This is a genomic window from Shinella sp. WSJ-2 (assembly GCF_003432075.1).
In the GTDB taxonomy this organism is placed as follows: Bacteria; Pseudomonadota; Alphaproteobacteria; order Rhizobiales; family Rhizobiaceae; genus Shinella.
In genome coordinates this window covers 25,928-44,724 of record NZ_QWBU01000018.1, presented here as the reverse complement: position 1 = coordinate 44,724, position 18,797 = coordinate 25,928, and the positions used below count along the sequence as shown (strand labels likewise).

The following is an 18,797-nucleotide window of genomic DNA, read 5'->3' as shown; positions in this document are numbered from 1 at the left end:
GGTACACCGCCAGCGAGGCGGCCTCGTTGTGTCCTATGTAAGCGGCGTTTCGCCAATTGCAAACGCCGCCATCCTGTCGTCCGGCCCTGGTTGCGCACGGTAGGTGGGACAAGGACACGGCCGCCCAAAATAAGCCTTGCTTTCCCGCCCTGATGAGCAGGTTATGGTCTCCCAACAACACGAAGGGGTTACGGCAATGGCAAAAGGGCAGGTCCGCAGCAACAAGGAAACGCGCAAACCCAAGAAGGACAAGGTGGCCGCCAAGGCCCCGCCGGCGCTGGGATCGCAGGTGAAGAGCAGCGAGAGCGCGACGAAGAAAAAGTGAAGCGCAACGGGGATGTCGGCAGACCCGCATCCCCCTCATCCTCCTTTCCTTCTTTCCTCTTCTCTCCACAGCGCGCCCTCTCCGCCATATCGCGGCTTTCAAGCCCAGAATGACGCCGTTGAGGCTTGCCAAAAAAAGCTCGGACAATACGAACCCGACGCCCCCCACAACGCCATTCCGGTTGCTTGGCTTTCGCGCTGCTCCGCCGATCATTCCCTCCTCCTGGCGGCAAGCCGTGCGGGCTTCTCCCGCATGCGCCGAAACCCCTCGAAAGACTGGTCTTTTGTGAAGAGCCCTGTTATGGAGCGGCGGTAAAATTACCGGAGACTGCCATGAGCCGCACCGCCAGCGTTTCGCGCAAGACGAACGAGACCTCCGTATCGGTCACCGTCGACATCGACGGCACCGGCACGTCGCGCATTTCGACGGGCGTCGGTTTCTTCGATCATATGCTCGACCAGCTGTCGCGCCATTCGCTCATCGACATGGAGATCAAGACCGAAGGCGACCTGCATGTCGACGACCACCACACGGTAGAAGACACCGGCATCGCCATTGGACAGGCCATCGCTAAAGCCCTTGGCGACCGCCGCGGCATCACGCGCTATGCCTCGCTCGACCTTGCCATGGACGAAACAATGACGCGCGCCGCCGTCGATGTCTCCGGCCGTCCGTTCCTCGTCTGGAACGTCAATTTCTCCGCCCCCAAGATCGGCACGTTCGACACCGAGCTGGTGCGTGAATTCTTCAACGCGCTTTCCCAGCATGCCGGCATTACGCTGCATATCCAGAACATCTACGGCGCCAACAACCATCATATCTCGGAGACGTGCTTCAAGGCCGTCGCACGCGTGCTGCGCACCGCGACCGAGATCGATCCCCGCCAGGCGGGCCGCGTTCCCTCGACGAAGGGTTCGCTGGCCTGATCCAAGGGCAAAGCTGGAGGCCGTCATGGCCACATTCCTCGTTCTGATACCGCCGGGCACGACATCCGGTGACGAAAGCGCCCGTATCGTCCGCGACCGATTTTCCTGGGTCGCGTTCGTCCTGCCCGTCATCTGGCTCCTCTGGCATCGCGCCTGGCTTGCCGCAGCCCTTGCCTTCGCCGTCCAGGCGCTCGGCGCGGCGATTGCGGATCATCCTATCTTCGGCCTTGCCGGCCTCGGCATCTGCCTTGCCACCAATCTCATCGTCGCCCTCGAAGGCCCTGCCATGTTCGTCGCCGGCCTGGAACGCCGGGGCTGGACGGTCGATGCGGTGATTTCGGCCGACGATCGCGCCACGGCGGAGGAGATTTATTATACGCAAACCCCGGCCGGTGAGGCGGAAACGCGCGACAGCGTTTCGCTCCCGGCCTCCGAAACCTCCGCGCGCCGGCACGCTCCCATGCTCGGCCTCGTCGGTTTCAAGGAAGGACGCTAGAATGCGCGTTGCAATCATCGATTACGGCTCGGGCAACCTGCGCTCGGCCACCAAGGCCTTCGAACGCGCCGCCCGCGAGGCCGGCATCGCCGCCGAGATCGACCTGACGGACAAGGCCGAGCGCGTCGCGAGCGCCGACCGTATCGTGCTGCCCGGTGTCGGCGCCTATGCCGATTGTCGCCGCGGCCTCGATGCCGTGCCCGGCATGGTGGAGGCGCTGCGCGAGAGGGTCGAGGCGAAAGCCCGCCCCTTCCTCGGCGTGTGCGTCGGCATGCAGCTGATGTCCTCGCGCGGCCTCGAAAAGACCACGACCGAAGGCCTCGGCTGGATCAAGGGCGACGTCGTCAAGATGGCACCCGGCGACCAGAGCCTGAAGATCCCGCAGATCGGCTGGAACACGCTGGATCGCAGACAAGCCCATCCGCTGTTTGACGGCATCCCGGAGACGCTGCACGCCTATTTCGTGCACTCCTACCATCTTGCCGCCGAAAACCCTGAGGATGTGGTCGCGACTGTCGATTACGGCGGCGCGATGACCGCCTTCGTCGCCAGCGGCAACAAGGCCGGCGCGCAGTTCCACCCGGAAAAGAGCCAGACGCTCGGCCTCGCCCTCATCACCAATTTCCTGCGCTGGAAGCCCTGACATGATCCTCTTTCCCGCCATCGACCTGAAAGACGGCCAGTGCGTTCGCCTGAAACTCGGCGACATGGACCAGGCCACCGTTTACAATCCCGACCCGGCCGCCCAGGCGAAAGCCTTCGAGGACCAGGGCTTCGAGTGGCTGCATGTCGTCGATCTCAACGGCGCCTTCGCCGGTGAGAGCGTCAACGGCGCCGCCGTCGATGCCATCCTCAAGGCGACGAAGAACCCGGTGCAGCTCGGCGGCGGCATCCGCACGCTCGATCATATCGAAAACTGGCTGTCGCGTGGCCTCTCCCGTGTCATCCTCGGCACCGTTGCGGTGCGCGATCCGGCGCTCGTTATCGAGGCCTGCAAGCAGTTTCCCGGCAAGGTCGCCGTCGGCATCGACGCCAAGGGCGGCAAGGTCGCCGTCGAGGGCTGGGCGGAAGCCTCCGAGCTCGGCGTCATCGAGCTCGCGAAGAAGTTCGAGGGCGCCGGCGTCGCCGCGATCATCTACACCGACATCGACCGCGACGGCATTTTGGCCGGCATCAACTGGGCATCCACGCTGCAGCTTGCCGAGGCCGTCTCCATCCCCGTCATCGCCTCGGGCGGCCTCGCCTCGATGGACGATATCCACCGTCTCGTCGCCCCCGACGCCCGCAAGCTGGAAGGCGCGATTTCCGGCCGGGCGCTCTATGACGGCCGCATCGATCCCGAGGAAGCGCTGGCTGCCATCCGTGCAGCACGGGGAGAAACCGCATGACCCTGAAAGCCCGCGTCATTCCCTGCCTCGACGTCAAAGACGGCCGCGTCGTCAAGGGCGTCAGCTTCCTCAATCTCGTCGATGCCGGCGATCCCGTCGAATCGGCCAAGGTCTATGATGCGGCCGGTGCCGACGAGCTTTGCTTCCTCGACATCACCGCCTCCTCCGACAATCGCGACACGATCTTCGACGTCGTGGCGCGCACGGCCGATCATTGTTTCATGCCGCTGACCGTTGGTGGCGGCGTGCGCACGGTTGCCGACATCCGCAAGCTGCTGCTCGCCGGCGCCGACAAGGTCTCGATCAATTCGGCGGCCGTGTCGAACCCGGATTTCGTAGCGGAAGCCGCCGACAAGTTCGGCAACCAGTGCATCGTCGTCTCGATCGATTCGAAGAAGGTGTCTGCCGAAGGCGAAGAGGGCCGCTGGGAGATCTTCACCCATGGCGGCCGCAAGGCGACCGGCATCGACGCCGTCACCTTCGCCGAGAAGATGGTCGAGCGCGGCGCGGGTGAACTGCTGCTCACCTCCATGGACCGCGACGGCCAGAAGGGCGGTTATGACATCGCGCTGACCCGCACCATTGCCGACCGCGTCTCCGTGCCGGTCATCGCGTCCGGCGGCGTTGGCACGCTCGACCACCTGGTCGAGGGCGTGCGCGACGGCCATGCGACGGCCGTGCTCGCCGCATCCATCTTCCACTTCGGCACCTACACGGTCGGCGAAGCCAAGCGCTACATGGCCGAGCATGGCATCGCCATGCGGCTGGACTGAGGAGGCCCCCATGAGCACCTTCACCCTTGCAGACCTCGTGGAGATCGTCGACGCCCGTTCGAAGGCCGATCCGTCGGAAAGCTGGACGGCCAAGCTCGTGGCTTCAGGACAGCAGAAAGCGGCAAAAAAGCTCGGGGAAGAGGCCGTCGAGACCGTTATCGCGGCGATCGAGGGCGATAAAGCCGCCTTGACGAGCGAAACGGCCGATTTGCTCTATCATCTGATGGTCGTATTGAAAATCGGCGGGGTGGCGTTACAAGATGTGATGGGGGAGCTGGAGCGGCGTACGAGCCAATCCGGTCTCGTGGAGAAGGCCAGCCGGAAAAGCTGATGATTCAGGCAGCGCGTGACAAGGACCAGCCGGATATTCCGGATGATTTCGGCAACCGGGATTATTCGCCCTACCGCTTTTTCACGGCAGACGAATGGGCCCATTTCCGGGCCGACACGCCGCTCACGCTGACGGCTGATGAAGTCCAGCGGCTGCGCTCGCTGAACGACCCGATCGACCTAGACGAGGTCCGGCGCATCTACCTCTCGCTGTCGCGCCTGCTCTCGGCCCATGTCGAATCCTCGCAAATGCTGTTCGAGCAGCGCAAACGCTTCCTCACCCTGTCGGACGAGGCGAAGACGCCGTTCGTCATCGGCATTGCCGGCTCTGTGGCGGTCGGCAAATCGACCACAGCGCGTATTCTCGCCGAGCTCCTGTCGCGCTGGCCCTCCAGCCCCAAAGTCGACCTCGTGACGACGGATGGTTTCCTCTATCCGAATGCCGTGCTCCAGCGCGAAAACCTGATGGAGCGTAAGGGTTTTCCGGAAAGCTACGATATCGGCGCGCTCCTGCGTTTCCTCTCGGCGATCAAGGCCGGTAAGAAGGACGTTCAGGCACCAACCTATTCGCACCTCACTTATGACGTGCTGCCCAACACCTTCCGCACCATCGACCGACCGGATATCCTGATCTTCGAGGGCATCAATGTGCTGCAGTCGCGCAATCTGCCGGCCGACGGCAAGATCGTGCCGATGGTCTCCGACTTCTTCGACTTCTCGATCTATATCGACGCCGAGGAGACGCTAATCCATACCTGGTATGTCGATCGCTTCATGCGCCTGCGCGAAACGGCATTCCGCAACCCGGATTCCTACTTCCACCGCTATGCGACGATCAGCGAGGCGGAGGCATTGGGTATCGCGGAAAATCTTTGGCGCAACATCAACCTGAAGAATCTGCACCAGAACATTCTTCCCACCCGTCCGCGCGCCGACCTTATCCTGCAAAAGGGCAAGAACCACCTCATCGAGACGGTGGCGCTGCGCAAACTGTAGCCGGATTCAAGGGTTCACGCGGCGAAGCGTCAGGTTGATGCGCCCGGCATTCTTCAGCAGCGTCGAGGTACCGGGATAGATCCGGTCGACGCCGTGAAAGATCAGCCGGCTTTCTCCGCCAAACACAAAGACATCGCCACTCGACAGCCGGAACGATCGCGTCGGATCGTTGCGCGAGACACCGCCGACGCGAAACAGGCATTGATCGCCCAGCGAGACGGAGACGACCGGCGCGTCAAACTCGTTTTCGTCGCGGTCCTGATGCAGGCCCATCCTGGCATCCGGATCATAGAAATTGACGAGGCAGGCTTCCGGCGGCCTGTCGAAGCCGGAAACATCCGCCCAGAGCGCCAGAAGCGCCTCGGGAATGGCCGGCCAGGGGCGGCCGGTCTCTGGATGGGTGGGCTGGTAACGGTAGCCGCGCTCCTTGTCCGTCACCCAGCCAAGCGATCCGCAATTGGTCATGCGGACCGACATGGGTTTACCCGTCTTCGGCATGCGCGGCACGAAGAGCGGTGCCTCCGTCACGACCTGCCTGATGGCCGCGACGAGGGCTTCCTGCGCGGCACGGTCGAAATGATCGGGGAGGTAGCGCAGCCCCGGAGCGAGGCCGTGCCCGGACGCTGCCACTTACGCTTCCGAGAGGTCCGGAATGCGCAGCACCTGGCCGGGATAGATCTTGTCCGGATGGGACAGCATCGGCCGGTTGGCATCGAAGATCAGCGTGTGTTTGGTGCCCTTGCCCTTGCCGTAATGCGCCTCGGCGATCTTCCAGAGATTGTCGCCCTTCTTCACGGTGTAGAGCGTGGGGGCGGCGGCCGGCGTCGAGGTCTTCAGGAGTTCGGTCAGGTCGATCTTCTCGAGCTTCAGGCCGGATTCGGGCGCGACCTTGAGCTCGGCGGCTTCCACCTTGGAAATGCCGAGCGTGTTGCCCACAGCAATGACAGCCTTTTCGAAGGCGGTCTGGTCGGCCACGACGCCCTTCAGAACGCATTTGTCGCCTTCGACGGAGACTTCGACATTCTTGGTGCCGAGATCGAAGGAATCGAGCTCCTTCTTGACCGCTTCGGCTGCCGGCGCTTCCTCGTCGTCGCCGATGCCGAGCTTCTTGCCGGCGTTCTTGATAAAGCTGAAGAGACCCATGCCTACCTCCCTGATTTTTCCGAACGGAACCTGCCGGGTTCCAGGTTTTTGTTTCGTTTGTCCTTTCGGGAAAACCGGTTCTCGCTTTTCCCTGACAAACTCTAAAGCAGAGCCTTCCTGTAAAGGAAAGGTTTCGTTTCCATCCCACGCATAAACGGCCAAGTTGCGGCAATCATTCGCCGCCGGGCTTGGCCCGCATACGTTTCACGTCCGACCGGCCGGATTTTTCCTTGAGCCGGCGTTCGATCGACCCTTTCGTCGGCTTCGTTTTCTTTCGCGGCGGCGGTGGCGGCGCCGCCGCCTTGAGGATCAGCTCCTTCAGCCGCTCGCGGGCATCCTCTCGATTGCGCTCCTGACTGCGAAAACGGCTCGCCTCGATCATCAGCACGCCGTCCTTTGATACCTTGCGCCCGGCTAGTTTTTCCGCGTTTACCTTGACACGCTCGTTCAACGACGGGGAATTCCGCAGGTCGAAGAACAGCTGGACCGCGGTCGAAACCTTGTTGACGTTCTGCCCACCCGGACCGCCCGCCAGCACGAACTGCTCGGTCAGTTCCCAGCCGGCAAGGGTGATCGTGTTGCTGATATAGAGAGGGTCGCTGGCCATGGAAATTCCTTTCCGGGCCGTTGTAACCGGCGAACAGACAAACGAAAAGCCGTTTGCACAGACGAAAAACCCGGCATTATGAGCCGGGTTTCACGTGAATCATTACCGAGAGCTTACTCGGCAGCGGCCTTGAGGCCGGGTGCTGCATCGCGCACGCTGCCATCCACCTGGTCCTCGAACTTCTCGAAGTTGGCAATGAACATGTCGACAAGCTTCTGGGCCTGCTTATCGTAAGCGGCACCATCGGCCCAGGTCGAGCGCGGGTCGAGGATCTTGGTGTCGACCTCGGGAACCGAGACCGGGACCTGGAAGCCGAAATTGTCGTCGCGGCGGAACAGCGCGCTCTTCAGCGAGCCGTCGAGGGCGGCGGCGAGCAGCGCGCGCGTCGCCTTGATCGGCATGCGGCGGCCTTCGCCATAGGCGCCACCGGTCCAGCCGGTGTTGACCAGCCAGCAATCAACGCCGTGTTCGGCGATGAGTTCCTTGAGCAGGTTGCCGTAAACCGTCGGGTGACGCGGCATAAAGGGGGCGCCGAAGCAAGTCGAGAAGGTGGCTTCCGGCTCGGTCACGCCACGCTCGGTGCCCGCAACCTTGGCGGTGTAGCCGGAGAGGAAGTGGTACATGGCCTGGTCGGGCGTCAGCTTGGCGATCGGCGGCATGACGCCGAAGGCATCGGCGGTCAGCATGATGATCGTCTTCGGATGAGGCGCACGGCCGGTCTCGCTGGCATTCGGAATGAAGTGTAGCGGGTAGGCGCAGCGGGTGTTTTCCGTCAGCGAGCCGTCGTTGAAATCCGGAACGCCATTGCCGTCGAGGATGACGTTCTCAAGAACGGTGCCAAAACGCTGGGTCGTCGCGTAGATTTCCGGCTCGGCTTCGGCCGAAAGACGGATGGTCTTGGCGTAGCAGCCACCTTCGAAGTTGAAGATGCCGTTTTCGCCCCAGCCATGCTCATCGTCGCCGATCAGCGTGCGGTTCGGATCGGCCGAGAGCGTCGTCTTGCCGGTGCCCGACAGGCCGAAGAACACGGCGGCGTCGCCATCCGGGCCGACATTGGCCGAGCAGTGCATCGGCATGACCTTTTCCGACGGCAGCAGCCAGTTCAGAACGGTGAAGACCGACTTCTTCATCTCACCGGCATAGTAGGTGCCGGCAATCAGGACGATGCCGCGGGTCAGGTCGCAGGCGATCATGGTTTCGGTGCGCGCGCCGTGACGGGCCGGATCGGCCTTGAAGGTCGGCAGGTCAATGATCGTCAGCTTCGGCGCGAAGCCGGCCAGATCCTTCTCTTCCGGGCGGATGAGCAGGTTGCGGATGAACAGCGAGTGCCAGGCAAGCTCGGTCACGACGCGGGTCGGCAGCGCGTAGTCCTGGTCGGCACCGCCGATGAGGTCCTGCACGAAGAGATCGCGGCTGCCGGCATGGGCCAGCATGTCGGCATGCAGCGCATCGAAATGCTCGCGCGACACGGCCTTGTTGTTGTCCCACCAGATGGCGTTTTCGGTGTTTTCGTCGCGGACGACGAACTTGTCCTTCGGCGAGCGGCCGGTATGCTGGCCGGTGAGCGCGCGAAGGGCGCCGTGAGCGGTCTTCACAGCTTCGCCGCGACCGAGCGCCTCTTCATAGAGAGCCTCTGCTGCAAAGTTGTACCGAACCGTGCCGTTGGTGTTGATACCCATCGCGGTGAGCCCCAGAGCGGGGTTGCGAACGCCGATTTCCTGCATGGTCCAGATTTCCTCCGTGGACGAAGACCCATGGTGAATTTTGCCGGAAGCTAATCTGCTCTTGTCATAAAAACAAGAGGCGAATGGAAATTAGGCAATAATATCAATTAATTAATCGATTTAAATATTTGTCTGACTTTTTTAATCGGTTGAATAATCGATTTAAAAGCCGATTGAAAAACCGCCATGAAACGTCATCCTTTATCTCTGCCACAATTTGTTCCACCTTTACCCCCAGGAAGGCGCATCACATCCAGGACAGGAACTCGGATCCGAGGTCGGGAAAGGCGCCGATGAATATGGAGACTAACAGGATGCAGACGATCGCACTCGTCGACGACGACCGGAATATTCTCACATCCGTGTCGATCGCTCTGGAGGCCGAGGGCTATAAGGTCGAGACCTATACGGACGGTGCGTCCGCGCTCGACGGCCTTCTCGCCCGCCCGCCGCATCTCGGCATCTTCGACATCAAGATGCCGCGCATGGACGGCATGGAACTCCTGCGGCGGCTCCGCCAGAAATCGGACATCCCGGTCATCTTCCTCACCTCCAAGGATGAAGAGATCGATGAGCTGTTCGGTCTCAAGATGGGCGCCGACGACTTCATCACCAAGCCGTTCTCGCAGCGCCTGCTCGTCGAGCGCGTCAAGGCGATCCTGCGCCGCGCGTCCAGCCGCGAGGCCGCTGCCTCGGCCGGCGGTGGCGCCACCGGCACACCGGCCAAGGCCGGCGAAGTGACCGCCCGCTCGCTGGAGCGCGGCCAGCTCGTCATGGACCAGGAGCGCCACACCTGCACCTGGAAGGGTGAACCGGTGACGCTGACGGTCACGGAATTCCTCATCCTGCACTCGCTCGCCCAGCGCCCCGGTGTGGTGAAGAGCCGCGATTCGCTGATGGACGCCGCCTATGACGAGCAGGTCTATGTCGACGACCGCACCATCGACAGCCACATCAAGCGGCTTCGCAAGAAGTTCAAGATGGTCGATACCGATTTCGACATGATCGAAACGCTCTATGGCGTTGGCTACCGTTTCCGCGAAGCGGCTTAAAGTTTGCCAGGAAAAGTGGGAACCGGTTTTCTCGGTAAGGCAAACGGAAACAAAGAAATTGAGACTCCGTTTGGTTCATCTAGAACCAGACGGAGTCTCAGGCGTAAAATCGCTTGCATGAACCGCGGCAGCGATGGCATGCCGCGGTCGGCGGCGTGATGCCGCCCGCATGAGGGACAGAATCAGGTGTTGCAGACCGTGCCGGACAGGGATGGAGACGACGTCGAGGGCAGGCCCGCGCCGCGCTCGCTGCGCCGCCGCTGGACGCATCCCTTCACCATCGCACGCCGCATCTTCGGCAATGCCGTCTTTTCCAGCCTCACGCGCCGCATCCTGTTCTTCAATCTCGTCGCGCTGGTCGTGCTCGTCGCGGGCATTCTCTATCTCAACCAGTTCCGCGAGGGGCTAATCGACGCGCGTGTGGAAAGCCTACTGACGCAGGGTGAAATCATCGCCGGCGCGATTTCGGCCTCGGCCTCCGTCGATACCAACTCGATCACCATCGATCCGGAAAAGCTTCTGGAGCTGCAGGCCGGCCAGAGCATCACGCCGCTGCCGAACGACGAGGATCTTGAATTCCCGATCAATCCGGAGCGCGTCGCGCCGGTCCTGCGCCGGCTGATCTCGCCGACCCGCACGCGCGCCCGCATCTACGACACCGACGCCAATCTGCTGCTCGATTCACGCCATCTCTATACGCAGGGCCAGGTGCTGCGCTTCGACCTGCCGCCCGTCGAGCCGGAAAGCTCGAGCATCGCCGAACGGCTGAACGTCTGGTTCAACCGCATGCTGCAGCCGGGCAACCTGCCGCAATACAAGGAAGCGCCCGGTGGCGATGGCTCGATCTACCCGGAGGTGATGAATGCGCTGACCGGCGTGCGTGGTGCTGTCGTGCGCGTCAACGACAAGGGCGAGCTGATCGTCTCGGTCGCCGTGCCCGTACAGCGTTTTCGTGCGGTGCTCGGCGTTCTCCTTCTGTCAACGCAGGCGGGCGATATCGACAAGATCGTGCATGCCGAACGCCTCGCCATCATGCGCGTCGCGGGTGTCGCGGGCCTCGTCAATATCGCGCTGTCGCTGTTGCTTTCCTCGACCATCGCCAATCCGCTGCGCCGTCTTTCGGCCGCGGCGATCCGCGTGCGGCGCGGGGCAAAGGAACGCGAGGAGATCCCCGATTTCTCGGTGCGCCAGGACGAGATCGGCAACCTCTCGATTGCGCTGCGCCAAATGACGACGGCGCTCTACGATCGCATCGATGCGATCGAGAGCTTTGCCGCCGATGTCAGCCACGAATTGAAGAACCCGCTGACCTCGCTGCGCAGCGCCGTCGAAACCCTGCCGCTCGCCCGCACGGACGATTCGAAGAAGCGCCTGCTCGACATCATCCAGCATGACGTGCGCCGCCTTGACCGCCTGATTAGCGACATCTCCGATGCCTCGCGGCTCGATGCGGAACTGGCGCGCAGCGATGCCCGTACCGTCGACCTCGAAAAGCTGCTCGGCGACCTCATCGACATCTCGCGCCAGGTCAACACACGCAAGAAGCCCGTCAGCCTCGACTTCGTCGTCGATCGCAAGGACAATCCGAAGGTCAAATTCGAGATTTCCGGCTACGAGCTGCGCATCGGCCAGATCGTTACCAACCTGATCGAGAACGCCCGCTCCTTCGTGCCGGATCCGGGCGGACGCATCGTCGTGCGCCTGTCGCGCGGCCGCAACGACCGCTGCATCATCCAGGTCGAGGACAATGGTCCCGGCATCCAGGCGGAAAATATCGACCGCATCTTCGAGCGCTTCTACACGGACCGCCCGGCAACCGAGGACTTTGGCCAGAACTCCGGCCTCGGCCTCTCGATTTCGCGGCAGATCGCCGAAGCGCATGGCGGCACGCTGAAGGCCGACAACATCGTCGACAAGAAGACCGGCACGATTTCGGGCGCGCGCTTCACCCTCTCTCTGCCAGCCGGCCCCCAGAAATGACCGCGCCCACCAACGTGCACGCAACGGCCATCGTCATCGGCACGACGGGACTTCTCTTCACCGGACCCTCCGGCAGCGGCAAAAGCGCCATTGCTCTCCACTGCATCGAGGAAGCCCGCGGGCGCGGTCTGTTTGCCGCCATGGTCAGCGACGATCAGGTTCTGATCTCCGAGGCCAACGGCCGCCTGATCGCGCGGGCGCCCAAAAGCATCGCCGGCCTTGCGGAGGTGCGCGGCGCCGGCATCGTGACCGTCGAAACCATCGAAGCAGCGGTGCTGCATCGGGCCATTCGGCCGATGGAGGCGCCCTTTGCCGAACGGATGCCGCCGCAGGCGGAACGCCTCGCGGTTCTGCCCGCCCGTTCCTTGCCGCTGACCCGCCTGCCGCTCTTTACCGGCGCCACGGCCTTCTCGACTTTGATCGCAATTCACCCGGAATTGCTTGATCCTTGACCGCAAAAGCTCCGCCAAAACGCAAAATCGGCCATTTAGGGCTTGCACTTGGGCTTTTCATTGACAAGATGGCCACCCCAGCGGTGGACGGAATTGTTGCATTGCGGTATTCGGCCGACCGTTTCGAGTTGGGAAAGTGGAGCGATTGCTGATGATCGGACTGGTGCTTGTCACCCATGGCAGGCTGGCGGAAGAGTTTCGTCACGCCCTCGAGCATGTGGTCGGTCCGCAGAAAGCGATCGAGACCGTCTGCATCGGCCCCGAGGACGACATGGACCAGCGCCGCCAGGACATCCTGGAAGCGGTGCAGCGCGCCGACCAGGGCCACGGCGTCATCATCCTCACCGACATGTTCGGCGGTACGCCTTCCAATCTCGCTATCTCCGTCATGTCCGGTGAGAAGATCGAGGTGATCGCCGGCGTGAACCTGCCGATGCTGATCAAGCTCGCCGGCATCCGTGGCGAAAACAACATGGAAAAGGCGCTAATCGACGCGTCCGAAGCCGGCCGGAAATATATCAACGTGGCAAGCCGCGTGCTTAGCGGCAAGTAAGGTCTCCTGCCCTCCATGACCGTCTCGAAAGAGCTTCTCATCATCAACAAGCGCGGCCTGCATGCCCGTGCTTCGGCAAAATTCGTCCAGACGGTCGATGGCTACGACGCGGAAGTCACCGTTTCCAAGGACGGCATGACGGTGGGCGGCACCTCGATCATGGGCCTGATGATGCTGGCCGCCAGCCCCGGCTGCTCCGTCTTCGTGACAGCAACGGGTGCGCAGGCGCAGGCCGTTCTCGATGCGCTCGATGCGCTCGTCGCCGACAAGTTCGGCGAGGAGATGTAAGTCTCCCGTTAATATAAGGATATAAAGACTTCTTTATGTCCGGTTGCTCCAGCGGCCGTTTCCTGATAGGAAGCGCCATCAATCAAAGCCAGAAGGCTGGAGCTCTTCATGACCACCACCCATGACTACCACGTCGCCGACATCGCGCTTGCCGATTTCGGCCGCAAGGAAATCCAGATCGCCGAAACCGAAATGCCGGGCCTGATGGCCTGCCGCGAAGAGTTCGGCGCATCCAAGCCGCTCAAGGGCGCGCGCATCACCGGCTCGCTGCACATGACCATCCAGACCGCCGTTCTCATCGAGACGCTGGTGGCACTCGGCGCCGACGTGCGCTGGGCCTCGTGCAACATCTTCTCCACGCAGGACCACGCCGCCGCCGCGATCGCCGCCGCCGGTATCCCGGTCTATGCCGTGAAGGGCGAGACGCTGACGGAATACTGGGAATACACCGACAAGATCTTCCAGTGGACCGATGGCGGCTTCTCCAACATGATCCTCGACGATGGCGGCGACGCCACCATGTACATCCTGCTCGGCGCCCGTGCCGAAGCCGGTGAGAACGTGCTCGTCAATCCGGGTTCGGAAGAAGAAGAGATCCTGTTCGCCCAGATCAAGAAGCGCCTTGCCGCCTCCCCGGGCTGGTTCACCAAGCAGCGCGACGCCATCCAGGGTGTGACGGAAGAAACCACCACCGGCGTCAACCGTCTCTACCAGCTGCAGCAGAAGGGCCTCCTGCCCTTCCCGGCAATCAACGTCAACGATAGCGTCACCAAGTCGAAATTCGACAACAAATATGGCTGCAAGGAATCGCTGGTCGACGGCATCCGCCGCGGCACCGACGTGATGATGGCCGGTAAGGTCGCCGTCGTCTGCGGTTACGGCGACGTCGGCAAGGGCTCGGCTGCCTCGCTGCGTGGCGCTGGCGCCCGCGTGAAGGTCACCGAAATCGATCCGATCTGCGCGCTCCAGGCCGCCATGGACGGTTTTGAAGTCGTTCAGCTGGAAGACGTCGTGTCCTCCGCCGATATCTTCATCACCACGACCGGCAACAAGGATGTCATTCGTATCGAGCATATGCGCGAGATGAAGGACATGGCGATCGTCGGCAATATCGGCCACTTCGACAACGAGATCCAGGTCGCCGCGCTGCGGAACCTGAAGTGGACGAACATCAAGCCGCAGGTCGACATGATCGAGTTCCCGAAGGGCAACCGCATGATCCTGCTGTCGGAAGGTCGCCTGCTCAACCTCGGCAACGCCACCGGCCACCCGTCCTTCGTGATGTCCGCCTCGTTCTCCAACCAGGTGCTGGCGCAGATCGAGCTCTACACCAAGGGTGATGCTTATAAGAACGAGGTCTATGTCCTGCCCAAGCAGCTCGATGAGAAGGTCGCCCGCCTGCACCTCGCCAAGCTTGGCGCAAGGCTCACGGAGCTTTCGGACGAGCAGGCCGGCTATATCGGCGTGACGACGACCGGTCCGTTCAAGGCTGAACACTACAGGTACTGATCCTTACCCGGATTATCCACAACATCTAGAGGCGGCGCGCTTGACACAAGCGCGCCGCCTCTTTTTTGGGCCGATGCCTTCCCGTCGATTCGGGAAACAAGTATCGTTTAAAGCATTGATTCGGCGTGCAGATGCGGACCCTTCGCGCCGGATTGGGATGTCTTGTCGATCAGGCGGCAAACGGACGGAGACATACCGGGGATGATGTCGGAATTGAAACGAGGCCGTTCCAGGCAGGCTTTCGGCGTGCCGGAGCGGGATTGCGCGCATGGCTTTGCGCTGCAAAATGTATTTATGGTTAACAACTGGTTGACGAGTGGCCGACGCCGTCTCGTTTCGGCACTGTCGGCTGGCTCGGCGCTGATGGCCTTTGCGAGCCCCGCCCATGCCGCCGGCCGCTACTTCGCCACCACGGAAATCGTCACGGGCTCCATGCTGATCGGCGTCATGTCGGCGGCGACGGTTTCCGCACTCTGGATGGGCCGCCAGCGCGCCAAGATGGCTGCCGAAAGCCGCGCGCTGAAGGCCAGCCTGTCCGATGCCAGACACAATGTATCCCGTCTGCAGGCGCTGATCGGCGACAAGGACCGCCGCATCGTCGTGTGGGACGGCCGTTCCGGCAAGCCGGAGTTTCTGGGTCAGCTGCCGGCCGAGACCGGTGCACCCCAGGCCGACAATGAATTTCTGGCCTTTGGCCGCTGGATGAAACCCGCCTCGGCCGGCGAGATCGAGCGCGCCGTCGAAAAGCTGCGCTCCCAGGCCCAGAGCTTCGACCTCGTCGTGGAAACCAACCGCGACGAAGTGTTGGAAGCCCAGGGCCGCGTGTCTGGCGGACAGGCTTTCGTGCGTTTCGTGGCGCTCAACAATCTGCGCGCCGAGGCTGCCGAGCTGAAGCTCGAGCGCGACCGCTTGGTCGCGGCGCTCACCACCCTCCAGGGCCTGCTCGACCAGATCGACCAGCCCGTCTGGCAGCGCGCCGCCGATGGTTCCCTCGCCTGGGTGAACGACGCCTATGCCGAGGCCGTCGAGGCAAAGGACGCGGCAAGCGCCGTGCATGAAGGCCGCGAATTGCTGCCGACCATCGCGCGCGAAAAGATCCGCGCCACCAGCACTTATGACATGCCTTACCGAGACAAGGTCTCGACCGTCGTGCACGGCAATCGCGGCTTCTTCGACGTGGTCGATGCCCGCAGCCCGACGGGCTCGGCCGGCATCGCGATCAATGTCTCGGATGTCGAGGCCGTGCGCGAGGAACTCGTGCGCACGCTGAAGAGCCATGCAGAAACGCTCGACCATCTCGCCACGCCCGTCGCGATCTTCGACGGCGACCAGCGCCTGCAATTCTACAATCAGGCCTTCCAGCATATGTGGGAGGTCGACATGGCCTTCCTCGAAGGCAAGCCCGGCAATGGCGAACTCTTCGACAAGCTGCGCGCCGCCGGAAAGCTGCCGGAACAGCTGAACTGGAAGCAGTGGAAGGAGACGGCGCTTTCCGTCTACCGCGCCATCGAGACGCAGACCGACCTCTGGCACCTGCCGAATGGCCAGACCCTGCGCGTCTTTGCCACCGCCCGCCCGCAGGGCGGCGCGACCTGGGTCTTCGAGAACCTGACGGAGAAGGTCGATCTCGAAACGCGCTACAACACGCTGGTGCAGGTGCAGGACGAGACGATCGACCATCTGGCCGAAGGTGTGGCTGTGTTCAGTCCCGACGGGCGCATCCGTCTCTCCAACCCGGCCTTCCGGGCGCTCTGGGGTATCAGCGAGGCGGAAGCGAAATCCGGCACGCATATCCGCGCCATCGAGCAGGCCTGCGCACCGTCCTATGACAAGCCGGACGGCTGGAAGCGCTTCGCCCATATCATCACCAGCTTCGATGACGAGCGGCCGTCCTGCCAGGGCGTGCTGGAGCTGCGCACTGGCCTGGTGCTCGACTTTGCTGTCATTCCGCTCTCCAACGCCCAGACGATGCTGACCTTCGTCAACATCACCGACAGCGTACGGGTCAGCCGCGCGCTCACCGAAAAGAACGATGCGCTGCGCAAGGCCGACGCGCTGAAGAACGATTTCGTCCAGCACGTCTCCTATGAGCTGCGCTCGCCGCTCACCAACATCATCGGTTTTGCGGATTTGCTGAAGACGCCAACCATGGGCGAGCTCAACGACCGCCAGTCGGAATATGTCGACCACATCGCGACCTCCTCGGCGGTTCTGCTCACCATCGTCAACGACATCCTCGACCTTGCGACCGTCGATGCCGGCATCATGGAGCTCGACTATACCGAGATCAATCTGACCGACCTTCTTGACGACGTGTCGATGCAGTTCGCCGACCGGCTGCACGAGGCGCAGGTGACGCTGGAAATCACCGCGCCCGACAATCTCGGCACCATCATCGCCGACCAGCAGCGCCTGAAGCAGATCCTCATCAAGCTGCTCGGCAATGCCGCGAATTTCGCTCCGGCGCACAGCTCAATTGGCTTGCGCTGCTGGCGCGAGGGCGTCGATCTCGTCTTCACGGTCACGGACCGTGGGCCGGGCATCCCGCAGGACGTGCTGAAGACGGTGTTCAACCGCTTCGAAAGCCACGGCCGTCAGGGCGGCGCCGGCCTCGGCCTCTCGATCGTCGAGAGCTTCGTCAGCCTGCACCACGGCACCGTCTCCATCGACAGCCAGGAGGGCCGCGGCACGAACGTGACCGTGCGCATTCCCTCGGCGACGATGACCTCCTTCGCAGCCGCGGAATAGAAGGCCCGCATGGCGCTCTCACTCTTCCTCGCCGATGAAGCCGCGACCATCCGTTTCGGCGAGGACATGGCGCTTGCGGCCAAGCGCGGCGACTACATTGCGCTGTCGGGCGATCTCGGCGCCGGAAAATCGACCTTTTCGCGCGCCCTCATTCGCGCGATTGCCGACGATGCCATGCTCGAAGTGCCGAGCCCGACCTTCACGCTGGTGCAGACCTACGACCTGCGCGTGCCGGTCGCGCATTTCGACCTTTACCGCATCGCCGACGCCGCCGAGATCGACGAACTCGGTTTCGACGAAGCGCTGTCGGACGGCATCTGCCTCGTCGAATGGCCAGAAAAGGGTTTTGGCGCGCTGCCGGCGGAAGGCATCACGCTGACCTTCACGCATGAGGGCGACGGGCGACGCGTCACTATCAATGGCGCGGCATCGGCTTTAAGCCGGATTGGCCGCTCGCTGGCGATTCGCACCTTTCTCGATGACGCCGGCTATCAGGCCGCGACGCGCCGTCATCTGACGGGTGACGCCTCGGTGCGAGCCTACGAACATGTCTATTTTGATGACCAGCGTTTCGTGCTGATGGACGCGCCCCGTCACACGCCGGGGCCGATCCTTGCACAGGGCAAATATTACCAGCAGATCGCCCATATCGCCGAGGACGTGAAACCCTTCATCGCCGTAGGCCGGCATCTCGTCGCACGCGGTCTGCGGGCACCGGAAATCTACGAGACGGATATCGAGCAGGGCATCCTGTTGATCGAAGACCTCGGCAGCGACAGCGTTCTCGACGAGCACGGCGTGCCGATCGACGAGCGCTATCGCGAAAGCGCGGCGTGCCTGGCCCATATGCACGGGCAGGCTTTCGCGCGCGACCTGCCGGTGGCCGAAGGCATCCAGCATCACGTGCCGGATTTCGACCGGGATGCCATGCAGATCGAGGTAAGCCTTCTCACCGACTGGTACCTGCCCTGGAAACGCGGCACGCCGGCGAGCGACGACGAGCGCAAGGCCTATGTCGCGATCTGGGACGACCTGATCGCCAGCCTTTCGAGCGCCGAGCACAATCTGCTGCTGCGCGATTTCCATTCGCCCAACATCATCTGGCGTCCCGAGGCTTCCGGCACCGATCGCGTCGGCATCATCGACTTCCAGGACGCGATGATCGGCCCTTCGGCCTACGATGTCGCCTCGCTGGTGCAGGATGCCCGTGTCGACATGCCCAAGGGTATGGCGGACGCGGTGCTCGACCATTATCTGTCGCTGCGCGAAAACCATGCCGGCTTCGACCGGACGCGCTTCCTGCGCGACTGGCATGTCATGGCGGCGCAGCGCAACTGCAAGCTCGTCGGCATCTGGGTGCGGCTGATGCAGCGCGACGGCAAGCCGGCCTATATGCGCCACATGCCGCGCACCTTCCGCAATCTGACGCGCGCGCTCTCCCATCCCGACCTCGCCCCCTTGCGCGACTGGTGCGAAAAGGCTGGAATCCTCGCGACCGAATCATAAC

Annotated in this window: 20 protein-coding genes; 16 read left to right on the top strand and 4 right to left on the bottom strand. The window is 62.7% G+C overall.

Translation table 11 applies throughout. From position 1 onward, the window contains the following. The first annotated feature begins 196 nt into the window (after window positions 1-196). The 8 genes from D0Y60_RS25275 (at window position 197) to coaA (ending at window position 5,234) form a co-directional block, all read left to right on the top strand. On the top strand, window positions 197-325 hold the full coding sequence (locus D0Y60_RS25275) for a hypothetical protein (protein ID WP_281048175.1): 129 nt from the start codon (window positions 197-199) through the stop codon (window positions 323-325). Window positions 326-657: 332 nt separating this feature from the next. Then, window positions 658-1,251, top strand: coding sequence for an imidazoleglycerol-phosphate dehydratase HisB (gene hisB, locus D0Y60_RS22915; RefSeq protein ID WP_117372267.1), 594 nt, complete (start codon window positions 658-660; stop codon window positions 1,249-1,251). Between the two features lie 25 nt (window positions 1,252-1,276). After that, complete coding sequence (locus tag D0Y60_RS22910; RefSeq protein ID WP_117372266.1) at window positions 1,277-1,747, top strand: DUF2628 domain-containing protein; 471 nt, start codon at window positions 1,277-1,279, stop codon at window positions 1,745-1,747. Window position 1,748: 1 nt separating this feature from the next. Then, window positions 1,749-2,390 carry an imidazole glycerol phosphate synthase subunit HisH gene (gene hisH, locus D0Y60_RS22905; RefSeq protein ID WP_117372265.1) on the top strand — a complete coding sequence of 214 codons (642 nt, stop codon included), beginning with the start codon at window positions 1,749-1,751 and terminating at the stop codon, window positions 2,388-2,390. A 1-nt stretch (window position 2,391) separates the two neighbouring features. Continuing rightward, window positions 2,392-3,135: a 1-(5-phosphoribosyl)-5-[(5-phosphoribosylamino)methylideneamino]imidazole-4-carboxamide isomerase gene (gene hisA / locus D0Y60_RS22900; RefSeq protein ID WP_117372264.1), complete on the top strand. Its 744-nt coding sequence runs from the start codon at window positions 2,392-2,394 to the stop codon at window positions 3,133-3,135. Then, window positions 3,132-3,908, top strand: coding sequence for an imidazole glycerol phosphate synthase subunit HisF (hisF, locus tag D0Y60_RS22895; protein ID WP_117372263.1), 777 nt, complete (start codon window positions 3,132-3,134; stop codon window positions 3,906-3,908). Before hisA ends, hisF begins: the two co-directional genes overlap by 4 nt. Window positions 3,909-3,918: 10 nt before the next feature. Further along, window positions 3,919-4,239, top strand: coding sequence for a phosphoribosyl-ATP diphosphatase (locus tag D0Y60_RS22890; RefSeq protein WP_117372262.1), 321 nt, complete (start codon window positions 3,919-3,921; stop codon window positions 4,237-4,239). Then, the gene (coaA, locus tag D0Y60_RS22885; protein WP_117372261.1) at window positions 4,239-5,234 is read left to right on the top strand and encodes a type I pantothenate kinase; all 996 of its coding nucleotides are present in this window, start codon (window positions 4,239-4,241) and stop codon (window positions 5,232-5,234) included. Before D0Y60_RS22890 ends, coaA begins: the two co-directional genes overlap by 1 nt. Window positions 5,235-5,240: 6 nt before the next feature. Here the strand turns inward: coaA and D0Y60_RS22880 are convergent, their stop codons facing one another. The 4 genes from D0Y60_RS22880 to D0Y60_RS22865 form a co-directional block, all read right to left on the bottom strand. After that, window positions 5,241-5,864: an alpha-ketoglutarate-dependent dioxygenase AlkB gene (locus D0Y60_RS22880; RefSeq protein WP_117372260.1), complete on the bottom strand. Its 624-nt coding sequence runs from the start codon at window positions 5,862-5,864 to the stop codon at window positions 5,241-5,243. Continuing rightward, complete coding sequence (lysM, locus tag D0Y60_RS22875) at window positions 5,865-6,377, bottom strand: peptidoglycan-binding protein LysM (protein ID WP_117372259.1); 513 nt, start codon at window positions 6,375-6,377, stop codon at window positions 5,865-5,867. Between the two features lie 172 nt (window positions 6,378-6,549). After that, on the bottom strand, window positions 6,550-6,984 hold the full coding sequence (gene arfB, locus D0Y60_RS22870; RefSeq protein ID WP_117372258.1) for an alternative ribosome rescue aminoacyl-tRNA hydrolase ArfB: 435 nt from the start codon (window positions 6,982-6,984) through the stop codon (window positions 6,550-6,552). 113 nt (window positions 6,985-7,097) lie between these two features. Next, entirely contained in the window at window positions 7,098-8,708 is a 1,611-nt protein-coding gene (locus D0Y60_RS22865; RefSeq protein WP_117372257.1) for a phosphoenolpyruvate carboxykinase, read from the bottom strand. Between the two features lie 314 nt (window positions 8,709-9,022). Here D0Y60_RS22865 and D0Y60_RS22860 point away from each other — a divergent pair, with 314 nt between their 5' ends. The 8 genes from D0Y60_RS22860 to tsaE all read left to right on the top strand — a co-directional run bounded on the left by D0Y60_RS22860 (window position 9,023) and on the right by tsaE (window position 18,796). Then, window positions 9,023-9,760, top strand: coding sequence for a response regulator transcription factor (locus tag D0Y60_RS22860; protein WP_117372256.1), 738 nt, complete (start codon window positions 9,023-9,025; stop codon window positions 9,758-9,760). A gap of 249 nt (window positions 9,761-10,009) precedes the next feature. Beyond that, window positions 10,010-11,740, top strand: a complete 1,731-nt coding sequence (locus D0Y60_RS22855) for a sensor histidine kinase (protein WP_245409281.1) — start codon at window positions 10,010-10,012, stop codon at window positions 11,738-11,740. Further along, window positions 11,737-12,192 (top strand): HPr kinase/phosphorylase, encoded by a 456-nt coding sequence (locus tag D0Y60_RS22850; protein WP_117372254.1) that lies wholly within the window; start codon window positions 11,737-11,739, stop codon window positions 12,190-12,192. Before D0Y60_RS22855 ends, D0Y60_RS22850 begins: the two co-directional genes overlap by 4 nt. Window positions 12,193-12,343: 151 nt before the next feature. Then, the gene (locus D0Y60_RS22845; RefSeq protein ID WP_117372283.1) at window positions 12,344-12,745 is read left to right on the top strand and encodes a PTS sugar transporter subunit IIA; all 402 of its coding nucleotides are present in this window, start codon (window positions 12,344-12,346) and stop codon (window positions 12,743-12,745) included. 15 nt (window positions 12,746-12,760) lie between these two features. After that, window positions 12,761-13,033, top strand: a complete 273-nt coding sequence (locus D0Y60_RS22840; protein WP_117372253.1) for an HPr family phosphocarrier protein — start codon at window positions 12,761-12,763, stop codon at window positions 13,031-13,033. 108 nt (window positions 13,034-13,141) lie between these two features. Next, window positions 13,142-14,542 (top strand): adenosylhomocysteinase, encoded by a 1,401-nt coding sequence (gene ahcY, locus D0Y60_RS22835; RefSeq protein ID WP_117372252.1) that lies wholly within the window; start codon window positions 13,142-13,144, stop codon window positions 14,540-14,542. A 294-nt stretch (window positions 14,543-14,836) separates the two neighbouring features. Next, the gene (locus tag D0Y60_RS22830; RefSeq protein WP_117372251.1) at window positions 14,837-17,290 is read left to right on the top strand and encodes a PAS domain-containing sensor histidine kinase; all 2,454 of its coding nucleotides are present in this window, start codon (window positions 14,837-14,839) and stop codon (window positions 17,288-17,290) included. A gap of 9 nt (window positions 17,291-17,299) precedes the next feature. Continuing rightward, complete coding sequence (gene tsaE / locus D0Y60_RS22825; protein WP_117372250.1) at window positions 17,300-18,796, top strand: tRNA (adenosine(37)-N6)-threonylcarbamoyltransferase complex ATPase subunit type 1 TsaE; 1,497 nt, start codon at window positions 17,300-17,302, stop codon at window positions 18,794-18,796. Window position 18,797: the final 1 nt, after the last annotated feature.

Excerpts from the sequence above, each read along its gene's own strand:
- D0Y60_RS22860 (WP_117372256.1), top strand. The coding sequence starts at position 9,023 with ATGCAGACGATCGCACTCGTCGACGACGACCGGAATATTCTCACATCC.
- hisA (WP_117372264.1), top strand. The coding sequence starts at position 2,392 with ATGATCCTCTTTCCCGCCATCGACCTGAAAGACGGCCAGTGCGTTCGC.
- hisB (WP_117372267.1), top strand. The coding sequence starts at position 658 with ATGAGCCGCACCGCCAGCGTTTCGCGCAAGACGAACGAGACCTCCGTA.
- D0Y60_RS22830 (WP_117372251.1), top strand. The coding sequence starts at position 14,837 with ATGGTTAACAACTGGTTGACGAGTGGCCGACGCCGTCTCGTTTCGGCA.
- arfB (WP_117372258.1), bottom strand. The coding sequence starts at position 6,984 with ATGGCCAGCGACCCTCTCTATATCAGCAACACGATCACCCTTGCCGGC.
- D0Y60_RS22865 (WP_117372257.1), bottom strand. The coding sequence starts at position 8,708 with ATGCAGGAAATCGGCGTTCGCAACCCCGCTCTGGGGCTCACCGCGATG.
- ahcY (WP_117372252.1), top strand. The coding sequence starts at position 13,142 with ATGACCACCACCCATGACTACCACGTCGCCGACATCGCGCTTGCCGAT.
- tsaE (WP_117372250.1), top strand. The coding sequence starts at position 17,300 with ATGGCGCTCTCACTCTTCCTCGCCGATGAAGCCGCGACCATCCGTTTC.
- D0Y60_RS22890 (WP_117372262.1), top strand. The coding sequence starts at position 3,919 with ATGAGCACCTTCACCCTTGCAGACCTCGTGGAGATCGTCGACGCCCGT.
- D0Y60_RS25275 (WP_281048175.1), top strand. The coding sequence starts at position 197 with ATGGCAAAAGGGCAGGTCCGCAGCAACAAGGAAACGCGCAAACCCAAG.
- D0Y60_RS22850 (WP_117372254.1), top strand. The coding sequence starts at position 11,737 with ATGACCGCGCCCACCAACGTGCACGCAACGGCCATCGTCATCGGCACG.
- hisF (WP_117372263.1), top strand. The coding sequence starts at position 3,132 with ATGACCCTGAAAGCCCGCGTCATTCCCTGCCTCGACGTCAAAGACGGC.
- lysM (WP_117372259.1), bottom strand. The coding sequence starts at position 6,377 with ATGGGTCTCTTCAGCTTTATCAAGAACGCCGGCAAGAAGCTCGGCATC.
- D0Y60_RS22840 (WP_117372253.1), top strand. The coding sequence starts at position 12,761 with ATGACCGTCTCGAAAGAGCTTCTCATCATCAACAAGCGCGGCCTGCAT.
- D0Y60_RS22845 (WP_117372283.1), top strand. The coding sequence starts at position 12,344 with ATGATCGGACTGGTGCTTGTCACCCATGGCAGGCTGGCGGAAGAGTTT.
- D0Y60_RS22910 (WP_117372266.1), top strand. The coding sequence starts at position 1,277 with ATGGCCACATTCCTCGTTCTGATACCGCCGGGCACGACATCCGGTGAC.
- hisH (WP_117372265.1), top strand. The coding sequence starts at position 1,749 with ATGCGCGTTGCAATCATCGATTACGGCTCGGGCAACCTGCGCTCGGCC.
- coaA (WP_117372261.1), top strand. The coding sequence starts at position 4,239 with ATGATTCAGGCAGCGCGTGACAAGGACCAGCCGGATATTCCGGATGAT.